This is a genomic window from Streptomyces sp. NPDC046308 (genome assembly GCF_055588065.1).
Map to the genome: position 1 here is coordinate 1,417,393 of NZ_JBVJFB010000001.1, position 12,936 is coordinate 1,430,328.

A 12,936-nucleotide genomic window follows, 5' to 3' on the forward strand; every position below is an offset into this window, starting at 1 on the left:
CCGCCCCGGGCGGTCCCCGGTGCGGCCCCTCACCGGGGCCGGACCGGGGACCGCCCGGGGACGGTTCGAGTACGCGGCGGGGTGTCAGTCCCGCAGCGCCGGGATGACGTACTGGCCGTACGCGTCGATCGTGGCCTCGCGCGCGTCGTGCATGTCGTACACGGCGAACTGGTCGACGCCGAGGTCGCGCAGGGCCCGGAGCTTCTCGATGTGGGCCTCGGCCGGGCCCAGGAGGCAGAAGCGGTCGACGATCTCGTCGGGGACGAAGTCCGCGGACGGGTTCCCGGCGCGGCCGTGGTGGCTGTAGTCGTAGCCCTGGCGGGCCTTGACGTAGTCGGTGAGCTCGTCGGGCACCATCGAGGAGTGCTCGCCGTAGCGGGTGACGAGGTCGGCGACGTGGTTGCCGACCATTCCGCCGAACCAGCGGCACTGGTGGCGGGCGTGCGCGAGGTCGTCGCCCACGTACGCGGGGGCCGCCACGCAGATGGTGATCCCGGCCGGATCGCGGCCGGCCTCGGCGGCGGCCTCGCGGACCGACTTCACCATCCACTCGGTGAGGTACGGGTCGGCGAGCTGGAGGATGAACCCGTCCGCCTTCTGCCCGGCGAGGGCCAGGGCCTTCGGCCCGTACGCCGCCATCCACACCGGCAGCCTGCCCTCGCGGACCCACGGCAGCCGGACCGGGTTGCCGTCGACGAGGGCCTCGCGGCCCTCGGCGAGGTCCCGGATGACGTCGATGGCCTCGCCGAGCCGGGCCAGGGTGTTGGGTTTGCGTCCGGCGACCCGCATCGCCGAGTCGCCGCGGCCGATCCCGCAGACGGTGCGGTTGCCGTACATGTCGTTGAGGGTGGCGAAGGTGGAGGCGGTGACCTCCCAGGTGCGGGTGCCCGGGTTGGTGACCATGGGGCCCACGTGCAGCTTGCGGGTGTGCTCCAGGATCTGGCTGTAGATGACGAACGGCTCCTGCCACAGCACCGCGGAGTCGAAGGTCCAGCCGTAGCGGAAGCCGTTGCGCTCGGCGCGGCGCATGAGGCTGATGACCTGCGAGGCGGGCGGGTCGGTCTGCAGGACGAGGCCGAAGTCCATGGGGCGGCTCCTTGACGCTTACAGGTACTGGCAGGTGGAGCGGGGGATGAAGGTCCCGTGGCCGGCCCGGCCGGTGAATTCGCGCTGCTCGATGACGAGTTCGCCGCGCGACAGCACGGTGTCGACGCGTCCGGTGATCCGCTTGCCCTCGTACGCCGAGTAGTCCACGTTCATGTGGTGCGTCTCGGCGGAGATGACCTGCTCGGCGTGCGGATCGTAGAGGACGATGTCGGCGTCGGAGCCCGGCGCGATGGTGCCCTTCTGGGGGTAGAGGCCGAACATCCGGGCCGGGGTCGCGCAGGCGATCTCGATCCAGCGACGGCGGCTGATGTGCCCGTCCAGGACCGCCTGGTGCAGGAGGTCCATCCGGTTCTCCACACCGGGCAGTCCGTTGGGGATCTTGGAGAAGTCCCCGCGGCCGAGCTCCTTCTGGCCGCGGAAGCAGAAGGGGCAGTGGTCGGTGGAGACCACCTGGAGGTCGTTGGTCCGCAGCCCCCGCCACAGCGCCGCCTGGTGCTCCCGCGGCCGCAGCGGCGTGGAACACACGTACTTGGCGCCCTGGAAGTCCGGCTCGGCGAGGTTGTCGGTGGACAGGAACAGGTACTGCGGGCAGGTCTCCCCGAAGACGGGCAGCCCCTTGTCGCGGGCGGCGGCCAGCTCGGCCACCGCCTCCTGCGCCGAGACGTGGACCACGTACAGCGGCGCGCCGGCGACCCGGGCGAGCTGGATCGCCCGGTGGGTCGCCTCGGCTTCGAGGAGCACCTTGCGGACCTCGCCGTGGTGGCGGGGGTCGGTCTCCCCGCGCGCCAGGGCCTGTTCGACGAGGACGTCGATCGCGATGCCGTTCTCGGCGTGCATCATGATCAGCCCGCCGTTGGAGGCGCCGCGCTGCATGGCGCGCAGGATCTGCCCGTCGTCGCTGTAGAAGACGCCGGGGTAGGCCATGAACAGCTTGAAGGAGGTGACGCCCTCCCCGACGAGGAGGTCCATCTCCTTCAGGGTGCTCTCGTTGACGTCCGAGAGGATCATGTGGAAGGCGTAGTCGACGGCGCAGTTGCCGTCGGCCTTGGCGTACCAGGTGTCGAGTCCCTCGCGCAGGGAGTGGCCCACGCTCTGCACGGCGAAGTCGACGATGGTGGTGGTGCCGCCCCAGGCGGCGGCCCGGGTGCCGGTCTCGAAGGTGTCCGAGGCGGAGGTGCCGCCGAAGGGGAGTTCCATGTGGGTGTGGGCGTCGACCCCGCCCGGGATCACGTACTTCCCGCTCGCGTCGATCGTGCGGTCGGCCGTCCACGGCTCGGCGACCGCCGAGCCGTGTGCGGCCAGCGCCGCCACGCGGCCGTCCTCGATCAGGACGTCCGCGTGCAGTTCGTCGGCGGCGGTGATGACGAGGCCGCCGCGGATCAGGGTGCGGATGCTCATGGGAGTCCCCCTACTCGATGCTGCGCAAGGCCTGTTCGAGGATCTCGGCGCCCTCTTCCGCCTCGGCGACGGTGAGGGACAGGGGCGGCGCGATGCGCAGCACGCTGGTGTTGTACCCGCCGCCCTTGCCGAGCAGCAGGCCGCGTTCGCGGGCCGCCTCCAGGACGGCGGAGGCGGCGTCCGGGTCGGCCTCGTCGGTGCCGGGCTTGGTCAGCTCCAGCCCGGCCATCAGGCCCCGGCCGCGGACCTCCCGTACGGCGGGTGCGTGCGCGGCCACGGCGCGGAGCCGGTCCAGGAGCAGGCCGCCGACGCGGCGGGCGTTGCCCTGGAGGTCGTGCTCCAGCAGGTACGCGAGGTTGGCGACGCCGGCCGCCATGGTGACCGGGGAACCGCCGAAGGTGGAGATGGAGTTGGAGTCGATGCAGTTCATCACCTCGGCGCGGGCGACCACGCCGCCGATGGACATGCCGTTGCCGATGCCCTTGGCGAAGGTGAGGATGTCGGGCGGGCCGTTCTGGGCGTGCGCCTGCCAGCCCCAGAAGTGCTCGCCGGTACGGCCCCAGCCGGTCTGCACCTCGTCGCTGATCCACAGGATGCCGTGGCGGTCCAAGACCTCGCGGAAGGCCCCGTACAGGCCGTCGGGCGGGGAGGTGAAACCGCCGACGCCCTGGATCGGCTCGGCGATGAGGGCGGCCACTCCCCCGCGGGCCTGGCCGAGCACGTCCTCCAGGTCGGCGACGGCCGCGGCGGTGAAGTCGGCGTCGGAGAGGTGGGCGAAGGGGCCGCGGCTGCGGACCGCGCCGTGCACGTAGTACGTCTGGAGCGGCGAGAGGCTGGTCGGGGACCAGCCGCGGTTGCCGGTGATGGAGACCGTGGAGAAGGACCGGCCGTGGTAGCTGTTGCGCATCGCCAGGATCTGGTTGGAGCGGCGGTACGTCGTCGCGAGCAGCAGGGCGGTGTCGTTGGCCTCGGTGCCGGAGGTGGTGAAGAAGACCCGGGCGTCGGGGATGCCGGACAGGGCGGCGACCCGCTCGGCCAGCTCGATCATCGGCCGGTTCAGGTACAGGGTGGAGGAGTGGATCAGCCGCCCGGCCTGCTCGGAGACGGCCTTGGTGACCTCGGGTAGGGCGTGGGCGGTCATCGTGGTGAGGATGCCGCCGAAGAAGTCGAGGTAGCGGTTGCCGTCGGCGTCCCAGACGTGACGGCCCTCGCCGTGCGTGAGCTCGATGGGGTGCTTGTAGTAGAGCGCGAGCCAGTCGGGCAGGACGGTGCGGTGGCGGCTGTGGAGCGGGGTGGGGTCAGTCACGGCTGTACGAGCCCTCCGTAGGCGTCGGGGCGGCGGTCCCGGTAGAAGGCCCACTGGTCGCGGACCTCCTTGATCAGGTCGAAGTCCAGGTCGCGGACGAGGAGTTCCTCCTCCTTGTCGCTGGCGACCTCGCCGACGAACCGGCCGCGCGGGTCGACGAAGTAGCTGGTGCCGTAGAAGTCGTTGTCGCCGTACTCCTCCTGGCCGACGCGGTTGATCGCGGCGACGAAGTACTCGTTGGCGACGGCGGAGGCGGGCTGCTCCAGCTGCCACAGGTACGAGGACAGGCCCCGGTGGGTGGCGGAGGGGTTGTAGACCAGCTGGGCCCCGGCCAGGCCGAGGGCGCGCCAGCCCTCGGGGAAGTGGCGGTCGTAGCAGATGTAGACGCCGACCTTCCCGACGGCGGTGTCGAAGACGGGCCAGCCGAGGTTGCCCGGGCGGAAGTAGTACTTCTCCCAGAAGCCCTTGACCTGGGGGATGTGGTGCTTGCGGTACTTGCCAAGGTAGCTGCCGTCGGCGTCGATGACGGCGGCGGTGTTGTAGTAGAAGCCCTCGCTCTCCAGCTCGAAGACCGGGACGACGATGACCATGCCGGTCTCTCGGGCGAGGTCCTGCATGCGGCGGACGGTGGGGCCGTCGGGGACGGCCTCGGCCCAGCGGTAGTGCTCGGGCTCCTGGACCTGGCAGAAGTAGGGGGCGTTGAACACCTCCTGGAAGCCGATGATCTTCGCCCCCTGGGCGGCGGCCCGGCGGGCGTGCTCCTCGTGTTTGGCGATCATCGATTCGGTGTCTCCGGTCCAGGTGGCCTGGACCAGCGCGGCGCGGACGACTTGGGCCATGAGCTGCTCCTCGCGACGGGAACGCCGAGTTCTACGCACGTAGATGATGTCCGTAGGGAGTAGAACGTAGGCCCCGTCACAGCGCGGGGCAAGACCGCCGTGCGCTGTTGGAGTAGTCGATCAGGTTACGTCGCCGCGCGGTCGATTGCGGTCACCAGACGGGCGGGTTGGAGGAAGCTTGTCGGACCGGCGCCCCGCCCCGCGCCCTGCGGCGCAGCCGGACAGCGCGACGCAACCCCCGGGGCTCCGCCCCGCCCCCCACCGGGCTCCGCCCGGACCCGCTCCTCAAACGCCGGAGGGGCTGCATTGCGCGGCGGAGGCCGAAGTGGTGCGGCACGGCTGGACGGCGCGGCTCAAAGCCCGGGGCTCCGCCCCGCACCCCGCTCCTCAAACGCCGGAGGGGCTGAATTTGCGCGGCGGAGCCGGATGGTGGGGGCGGAGGCCGGAGTGGTGCAGCACGGCTGGCCGGTGCGGCTCAAAGATCGGGGCTCCGCCCCGGACCCCGCTCCTCAAACGCCGGAGGGGCTGGATTTGGTGCGGCGGGGCTGGATTTGGTGCCGCGGGGCTGGATTTTCGGGGGGAGGCCGGATGGTGCGCCAGCACCGGAAGGTTGGTCAGCCGGGGCGGTTGGGGTGGGGGTGGGTGTGTGTCGGGGTGATCCCCGCAGGGTGCCAAACGCACTGCCGCCGAGCTGTCCGACCCCTCGTCACGTTTGGCGCCCGAGGAGACGCCCCGGCGCGCGCCCGCCCCCACCCCAACCGACCCCCACCCCGACCCCGCCCAAGCGGCGCAGCCAACCCGCGCAGCCAACCCGCGCCGGGTTCAGGCCGCCCCGAAGCCCGCCACCCGCAAGGCGTGGGCGAGGTCGCGGTGGTGGGAGCCGGGGAGGGCGCGGGCTGCCCGGAGGAGGCGGGGGGCGAACCACTGCGGGTCGCGGCGGGCCAGCCCGGCCGCCTCCTCCGCGGTGCGGACCCGCACGAACGCGCCCAGCAGGGCGTCGGCCTCGCGGGTGCGGCCGGCTTCGCCGAGGGCGAGCGCGGCGTCCGCGACCTCGGCGACGGGTCGGGCCACGCCCTGGCGCAGCAGGGCGTCGCAGTCGGCCTCGCGGCCGGCGTCGCCGAGCGCCGCGGCGGCCGCCGCGAGCCGCGCGGGCGGGAGCGAGCCGGCCTCCCACAGCAGGGTGGCCCAGTCGGCCGCGAGCCCGGCGCGGGCCAGCTCGGCGGCCAGTTCGGGCAGCCGCTCGGCGGGCCCGGCGGCGGTCTCGCAGAGCAGCGCGTGCGCCTCCCCGCTGCGGCCCTGAGCGCGCAGCGCGATCAGTTCGCCGGCGACGGCCCGCGCGGCCCCGCCGGCTGCCTCCGGAGCGGCCTGGCGGGGCGGCGTCACGGGCTCCGGCCGGGGCCGGCCGAAGCGGGCGCCCCGGGGCAGCGGCCCCTGCGGCGGCCCGAAGCGCGCTCCGCGCGGGGCGGGCCGGCCGTGCTCCTCCCCCGGGCCGTCGGGCTCCGGCGCCCCCGCGTCGGCCGGCTGCCCCGGCGGCGGGGTGAAGGCCGGTACGTCGGGGGCCGCCGACCCGGCGTACCGGGCACCCCCCGCCCGTCGTCCTCCGCGCAGCCACCGTCCCTCGGCCCGTCCCACGGCGCCGTGCCCGCCCGGGGCGTCGGCCCCCTCGGGCGCCCGACGCGCCGGCCCGCCCGGCGGATCGTGCCGCTCGGCCGACCCCTCCGGCCGCTCGGCCGCCGGGCGGAGCCGCCGGGGAAGGGCTCCGCCCCACCCTTCCGGTGCCTCGGACCAGCCGGCCGGTTGGTGCGCCCGATCGGCGGGCTCGGGCCGTTGGCGGGGGACGGCGGGCAGGGGCGAGGCGGGTTCCGGGGAGGCCGGTTCCGGGCCGGCGGGCAGCAGGGCGGCCAGGCGCGCGGCCACGTCCTCGTGGCGGGCCGCGGCGCGGGCCACGTCGTCCTGGGTCCAGGAGAGTTCGCGGGTCAGGGCGTCCGTCTCCGCCGGGTCGGCGCAGACGGCGAGCCGCGCCGTCAGGTCGCGCAGGGCCGTCTCCGCGTCGGCCCGCTGGGCGGCGGACGCCGCGAGCAGGGTCCGCAGCTCCTCCTCGCCGCCCGGCAGCCGGTCCCACGCGGTGACGGCCGCCGTCCGCAGCTGCGCCGCGTATACGGTCTCGCGGGCCGCGGACTCCGCGCCCCGCGCCCCCGCCAGGTCCCTCAGCAGCGACTCCACCACGTCCCACGGCGGCATCGCGGCCCCTTCCAGACAGGCCCGCATGCCCTCGGGATCCCGGCGCAGGAACTCCCCGTACCAGCCTGCCCCGGGATCCAGCCTCTGGGTCAACCCCCGCAAGTATCCCGAGAGTTGACTGATCGCCAGTGAAGTCGCGGTCTCCATGACCGCATTGGACCCCACCCGTGTTACGGGCGGGCTACGGGAGTCTCAAAGCTTGACGGCGATCGCGGTGTGCGGCCGCTTCCCGCGCCGCGCCAGGGTGGCGGGCACGTCGACCAGCCAGTACTGCCAGGTGTACTTGCGCGACATCAGCTTGCGCACCCGCCGCAGTCCGCTCTCGTCGAGCAGCCGGGCCTCGCCCTCGTGCACCGGCGCTCCCTCCCGGACGCGCCCGCGCACGTCGCACGCGGTGACGGTGACCCGCCCGTTGTTGCGGATGCGCTTGACCTTCCACGTTTCGGTACGCGTCCACACGTACAGCTCACCGCCGTCGGCCACCGCCCAGACCGGCGTCGCGACGGGCGTGCCGTCCTTGCGGAAGGTGGTGAGACTGATGTAGCGCGCTCTGCCGAGTTCCTCGAGATCCATGACGCGACCCTAGTGCTGTGGCCCGTCCGGCGGGGGCGGGGGCGTCCTTCTGCTCGGCGCCGCGGCACCGCGGGCCGTTTTCGCGGGGGTGCGGCCCTCCTCGTCGGCGGGTGCCGGGCCGTCGGGGGCGGCGCACGCCGCGAGCAGCAGGCCGCCCGCGAGGAGGGCGCCGAGGATTCCGAAACCGAGTCGCTGGGACGCGTTCGTGGCTGACACGCCTTCACGCTTGCCCCGCGCCCCGGCGCTCCCACCGCCGATTGGGCCGTTCGGCCCGTCGGCCCGCCCGGACGGACCGGTCCGGTCCGGCGTCAGGCGGGAACGACGGCGCAGCGCGTCAGCAAGTCGTCCAACGAGAGCCCGAGCGTCCCCGCGAGAGCGGCGACCGTGAAGAAGGCGGGGGTGGGCGCCCGGCCGGTCTCGATCTTGCGAAGGGTCTCGGCGGAGAGCCCCGCGCCGGCCGCGACCTCGACCATGCTGCGGCCGCCGCGCGCCTCGCGCAACAGGGCGCCCAGCCGCTCGCCGCGCTCGCGCTCTTCGGGGGTGAGGGGGGTACGGACCATGCGGTCATCCTACCCCCGGACGCCAATAACTATCCCGTCATTGTTATACCGGTATAGTTATTGGCATGGTGGAACTGAAGACGGACCGGGAGATCGACGAGATGCGCGCCGCGGGCCGGGTGGTCGGCCGCGCCCTGGCCGCCGTACGGGAGGCGGCGCGCGTCGGGATGACCCTGCTGGACCTGGACGAGGTGGCCCGCGGGGTGCTGAAGGAGGAGGGCGCGACCTCGCCCTTCCTCGGCTACCGGCCGCGGTTCGCGCCGGTGCCCTTCCCCGGCGTGGTGTGCGCCTCGGTCAACGACGCGATCGTGCACGGCATCCCCGACGGGTATCGGCTGCGCGACGGCGACCTCGTCAGCGTCGACTGCGGGGCTAAGCTGCGCGGCTGGGTCGGGGACGCGGCGGTGAGCTTCACCGTCGGCCGGGCCCGGCCGGCCGACCTGCGGCTGATCGAGACCTCCGAGGCGGCCCTCGCGGCCGGGATCGCCGCCGCCGTGCCCGGCAACAGGATCGGGGACATCGCCCACGCCGTCGGCACGGTCTGCCGCGCCGCCGGGTACGGCGTCCCGGACGGCTTCGGCGGCCACGGCATCGGCCGCGCCATGCACGAGGACCCCGGCGTGCCCAACGAGGGCCCGCCGGGACGCGGTATGAAGCTGCGCCCCGGCATGGTCCTCGCCATCGAGCCGATGCTGATCGCGGGTGGTACGGACGACTACCGGTGCGACGCGGACGGCTGGACCCTGCGCACCGTCGACGGCAGCCGCGCCGCGCACTCGGAGCACACGGTCGCGATCACCGCCGGCGGCCCGAGGATCCTCACCGCCCCCTGAGCGCTACGGCCTGCCGTGCGGGTGGACCACCATGGCCGAGCCGCCGCCGCGTCGGCTGGTCTCGGCCGCCGCCAGCCAGCGCCCGTCGGGCAGGCGCTGGACCCCGGTGGCCGCGCCGATCTCCGGGTTCTGCCGGAAGCCCTGGCCGAGTGCCTCCAGCTCGGCGCGGAGCGGGCTGTTCCACAGACCCGGCTCCAGCTCGGTGGTGGCCTGGTTGCGCTGGCTGGCGCGCGGCGCGGCGATCGCGTCGACCAGCGGCAGGCCCCGGTCCAGGTGGCCGATGAGGGTCTGCAGGACGGTGGTGATGATGGTGGCGCCGCCCGGCGAGCCCACGGCGAGCACCGGCCGGCCGTCCTCCAGCACGATGGTCGGGGACATGGAGGAGCGCGGCCGCTTGCCCGGGCCGGGCAGGTTCGGGTCCGGGACACCGGGCGCGGCCGGGGCGAAGGAGAAGTCGGTGAGCTCGTTGTTCAGCAGGAATCCGCGGCCCGGCACGGTGATCGCGCTGCCGCCGGTGGACTCGATGGTCAGGGTGTAGGACACCACGTTGCCCCAGCGGTCGGCGACCGTCAGGTGGGTGGTGTTCTCCCCCTCGTACGTGGTCGGGGCGGCCTGCCCGGTGGTGGCGCACGGCACCGGGCTGCGCGGGTCGCCGGGGGCGAGCGGGCTGGTCAGCGTACGGTCCGGCTTGATCAGGCAGGCGCGCGAGTCGGCGAAGCGCTGCGAGAGGAGTTCGCGCGTCGGCACGTTCGAGGCGGCCGGGTCGCCGACCCAGCGGCCCCGGTCGGCGAAGGAGATCCGCGAGGCCTCGATGAACCGGTGCAGGTACTGCGTCTCGGAGAGCTTCGAGAGGTCGGTGCGCTCCAGGATGTTGAGGGCCTCGCCGACGGTGGTGCCGCCGGAGGAGGAGGGCGCCATGCCGTAGACGTCCAGGCCTCGGTAGCCCACCCGGGTCGGGTCCTGCCGCTTGGTGGCGTAGGCGCGCAGGTCGCGGGTGGTCAGGTCGCCGGAGCGGACGATCCGCGTCGCCGCCGGGTCCACCGGGGGCTTGCGGACGGCTCGGACGATCTCGTCGGCGAGGGGGCCGCGGTAGAGCGCGGCCGTGCCCTTGCGGGCCAGTTCGGCGTACGTGGCGGCCAGGTCCGGGTTCTTGAAGGTGGAGCCGACCACCGGCAGGGCGCCGCCGGGCAGGAAGAGCTTCGAGGTGTCCGGGAAGTCCCTGAAGCGGGCCTCGTTGAGCTGGGTCTGGGCGCGGAAGGTGCTGTCCACCGTGAAGCCGTCGCGGGCCAGTTTCTCGGCGGGCTTCAGGAGTTGGCGCAGCGGGCGGGTGCCCCACGCGTCGAGGGCGCTCGTCCAGGTGGCGGGGGTGCCGGGGACGCCGACGCCGAGGCCGCTGGTCTGGCCCTCGGCGAAGGGGATGGGGACGCCGTTCTCCTGGAAGAGGGTCTCGCCGGCCGAGGCCGGCGCGGTCTCGCGGCCGTCGATGGTGTGCACGCGGCGGGACGCGGCGTCGTAGTAGACGAGGTAGCCGCCTCCGCCGATGCCCGCCGAGTAGGGCTCGGTGACCCCGAGCGCGGCGGCGGTGGCGACGGCGGCGTCCACGGCGTTGCCGCCGGAGCGCAGGACGCCGATCCCCACCGCCGAGGCGTCGGCGTCGACGCTGGCGACGGCCCCGCCGTAGCCCGCGGCGACCGGGACCTTCGCCGGCGGGGCCGGGGACCCGGCGGCGGACGGCGGTGCGGCGCCGGTCGAGACGAGTGCGGCGACGACGGCCAGCAGCGGTAACGTGCGGGCGACGGGACGGTGCATCCGGACCTCCAGTGGCAGCGTGGCGCCGAGCCTAGCGCCGAGCCCCCCGCCCCGTCAGGCGCCCTGCGGCGTGGACCGTTGGCCGGGGCCCGTACTCGCGCGGGCCGGGACGGGGCAGGGGGCCGGGGCAGGGACCGGGCAGGGCCGGCGATCTTCCGCACCGGGTGTCCCGGTGCCGCCGTCACGGCGCCCGTGCTGGGGCCGGGAAGGTTGGCCGGGCGTGGCAACCGGGTGAACCTTTCCGGTCACAGCGCTAGCATCCCGCGCATGAACGACGACGTGCGCAACATCCTGCTCGGGGTGATAGCCACCGCCCTCAGCGGCGGGCTCGGCTGGTTCGCCCGCACCTACCTCTGGCGGCGCGCGCTCCGCCGCAAGCAGGCCTTCTTCGGCCTGCCCACCGGCTCCGACTGTCTGTTCGTGGTCAACCGGCAGATGGGCGGCACCGATTCGTCCCTGCACCGCAACGACGCGTTCGCCCTGCTGGAGATCTCCTCCCTGATCAAGGACTGCGGGGCGACGGTCCGGATCGTCACCCAGGACGGCGCCCGCCAGGGCTTCGGCGAGCGCGCCGAGTTCTGCGTGGGCGGCCCGGCCTCCAACACGCGGACGACCGCGCACCTGGCCTCCATGCTGCCGGGGGTGCGGACCGACGTCGGGCTGGCGTCGGGGCATCCGGACCGCGGGGCCATCCGGGTCGGCGGGGAGGCGTACCGCTGGGTGAAGGGCGAGGTCGAGCACGTCCTGCTGGCGCGGCTGACCACGGAGCAGGGCTCGCGGCCGGTGTTCCTGCTGTCAGGGCAGACCGCCATCAGCAACCAGGCCGCGGCCCGTTACCTGGCCCGGCACCACGAGCGGCTGGCCCGCAAGTACGGCAAGGGGTCGTTCTGCCTCATGCTGAAGGTCATCAACTCCGACGCCTACGGGCCCGACGTCACGGAGCTGGTGGCGGACGTCACCGGGCCGGCCCGGACACCCGAACCGGCAGCCGCGTGATCCCGTTGATGAAGTTCGACACCAACCGCCTTGGCGTGCCCGCGAGTTCCGGCGCGGGCATGGACGCGCACCACTCCTCGTAGAGGATGCGCAGCTGGAGCCGGGCGAAGTGGGCGCCGAGGCAGACGTGCGGCCCGTCCCCGAAGGAGACGTGCGGATTGGGGGTGCGGCCGAGGTCGAGGCGGCCGGGGTCGGTGAAGACCCGCTCGTCGTGGTTGGCGGAGGCGTGGAAGACCACCACCTTGTCCCCGGCCCGGACCCGCCGCCCGGCCAGTTCGGTGTCGACGGCGGCAGTGCGGCGGAAGCTGAGCACCGGCGGGTGGACGCGCAGGAGTTCGTCGACGGCCCGGTCCACGGGAACCTCCGCGCCGGCGAGCCTCCGGTAGGCGTCCGGGGCGTGGGCCAGTGCGAGCAGGCCGCCGGGGGCGGCGCTGCGCACGGTGTCGTTGCCGGCGACGGTCAGCAGGAAGAAGAACATCTCCAGTTCGGCCGGTTCGAGTCCGCCCTCGGCCAGGGCGGTCATCAGGTCGTCGCCGGGGTGCGCGCGCTTGTGGGCGGCCAGTGCGCGGGCGTACGCGAACATCTCGCCGAGCAGCGCCGGGGAGCGCGGGTTGAGGGGTGTGCCGTCCGGTCCGGCCACGGGCGCCGGGGCGTCCTCGGGGTCCTGGTAGCCGATGATCCGTACGGTCCACGCCAGGAGCAGGGCGCGGTCGGCGGCCGGGACGCCCAGCAGGTCGGTGAGGTTCAGCAGCGCGTACTCGTCGGTGACGGTGCGCACGAGGTCGGCGGCGCCGTCCTCGGCGCCCTCCCGCGCGGCGGCCAGCAGGACGCGGGCGCGTTCCCGTACCCGGCCGGCGAAGGCGTCGACGCGGGCCGGGGTGAAGGCGCGGGAGACCAGCCGGCGCAGTCCGCCGTGCTCCGGTGGGTCCTGGTTGAGCATGGTGCGCCGCAGGAACGGCAGGTCGGCCGGGTCGGGGTCGCGGATCTGGGTGGCGCCGAGCCGGGAGGAGTACGTCCGGTGGTCGCGCAGGACGCGGACGACGTCGGCGTGCCGGGTGACGGCCCAGAACCCGGGGCCCGCCGGCCAGCCCTGGATCTCCGGCTCCGGCTGCCAGGCCACCGGATGGTGCTCGCGCAGCAGCCGGTAGGCCTCGTGCGGGATGCCCTCGGCGTAGATCCGGGGGTCGAAGACGTCCGGGACGTCCGCGGCGTGATCCATGGGGCCACCGTGACGGGTGCGCGGCCCTGCCCGCAAGGGGTACGGCCGGCCGACG

General features: G+C 74.1%; 12 protein-coding genes. 2 read left to right on the forward strand and 10 right to left on the reverse strand.

Annotation, left to right across the window (positions count from 1 at the left end; translation table 11 throughout):
- Window positions 1–84: 84 nt before the first annotated feature.
- From ACZ6JT_RS06220 to ACZ6JT_RS06255, 8 genes are all read right to left on the reverse strand, one after another.
- Window positions 85–1,086, reverse strand: coding sequence for a TIGR03842 family LLM class F420-dependent oxidoreductase (locus ACZ6JT_RS06220; protein ID WP_469207669.1), 1,002 nt, complete (start codon window positions 1,084–1,086; stop codon window positions 85–87).
- A gap of 18 nt (window positions 1,087–1,104) precedes the next feature.
- Window positions 1,105–2,505 carry a dihydropyrimidinase gene (gene hydA, locus ACZ6JT_RS06225; protein WP_469207671.1) on the reverse strand — a complete coding sequence of 467 codons (1,401 nt, stop codon included), beginning with the start codon at window positions 2,503–2,505 and terminating at the stop codon, window positions 1,105–1,107.
- Window positions 2,506–2,515: 10 nt separating this feature from the next.
- The gene (locus ACZ6JT_RS06230; RefSeq protein WP_469207673.1) at window positions 2,516–3,811 is read right to left on the reverse strand and encodes an aspartate aminotransferase family protein; all 1,296 of its coding nucleotides are present in this window, start codon (window positions 3,809–3,811) and stop codon (window positions 2,516–2,518) included.
- A complete protein-coding gene (locus ACZ6JT_RS06235) occupies window positions 3,808–4,650 on the reverse strand; it encodes a nitrilase-related carbon-nitrogen hydrolase (RefSeq protein ID WP_469207675.1) in 843 nt (280 codons plus the stop codon). Before ACZ6JT_RS06235 ends, ACZ6JT_RS06230 begins: the two co-directional genes overlap by 4 nt.
- Window positions 4,651–5,472: 822 nt before the next feature.
- A complete protein-coding gene (locus tag ACZ6JT_RS06240; RefSeq protein WP_469207677.1) occupies window positions 5,473–6,984 on the reverse strand; it encodes a hypothetical protein in 1,512 nt (503 codons plus the stop codon).
- A gap of 99 nt (window positions 6,985–7,083) precedes the next feature.
- Window positions 7,084–7,464 (reverse strand): PPOX class F420-dependent oxidoreductase, encoded by a 381-nt coding sequence (locus ACZ6JT_RS06245; RefSeq protein WP_469207679.1) that lies wholly within the window; start codon window positions 7,462–7,464, stop codon window positions 7,084–7,086.
- A gap of 9 nt (window positions 7,465–7,473) precedes the next feature.
- Window positions 7,474–7,680: a hypothetical protein gene (locus ACZ6JT_RS06250; RefSeq protein WP_469207681.1), complete on the reverse strand. Its 207-nt coding sequence runs from the start codon at window positions 7,678–7,680 to the stop codon at window positions 7,474–7,476.
- A gap of 92 nt (window positions 7,681–7,772) precedes the next feature.
- Entirely contained in the window at window positions 7,773–8,024 is a 252-nt protein-coding gene (locus ACZ6JT_RS06255; protein WP_469207683.1) for a helix-turn-helix domain-containing protein, read from the reverse strand.
- A gap of 65 nt (window positions 8,025–8,089) precedes the next feature.
- Between ACZ6JT_RS06255 and map the strand changes: the two genes are divergently transcribed.
- Window positions 8,090–8,857, forward strand: coding sequence for a type I methionyl aminopeptidase (gene map / locus ACZ6JT_RS06260; RefSeq protein WP_469207685.1), 768 nt, complete (start codon window positions 8,090–8,092; stop codon window positions 8,855–8,857).
- 3 nt (window positions 8,858–8,860) lie between these two features.
- Here map and ggt read toward each other — a convergent pair whose 3' ends face one another.
- Window positions 8,861–10,666: a gamma-glutamyltransferase gene (ggt, locus tag ACZ6JT_RS06265; RefSeq protein ID WP_469207687.1), complete on the reverse strand. Its 1,806-nt coding sequence runs from the start codon at window positions 10,664–10,666 to the stop codon at window positions 8,861–8,863.
- 267 nt (window positions 10,667–10,933) lie between these two features.
- On the opposite strand from ggt, the gene ACZ6JT_RS06270 reads away from it, so the two are divergent.
- A complete protein-coding gene (locus tag ACZ6JT_RS06270) occupies window positions 10,934–11,662 on the forward strand; it encodes a hypothetical protein (protein WP_469207688.1) in 729 nt (242 codons plus the stop codon).
- Here the strand turns inward: ACZ6JT_RS06270 and ACZ6JT_RS06275 are convergent.
- Complete coding sequence (locus tag ACZ6JT_RS06275; RefSeq protein WP_469207690.1) at window positions 11,622–12,881, reverse strand: cytochrome P450; 1,260 nt, start codon at window positions 12,879–12,881, stop codon at window positions 11,622–11,624. The genes ACZ6JT_RS06270 and ACZ6JT_RS06275 overlap by 41 nt on opposite strands.
- Window positions 12,882–12,936 lie beyond the last annotated feature (55 nt).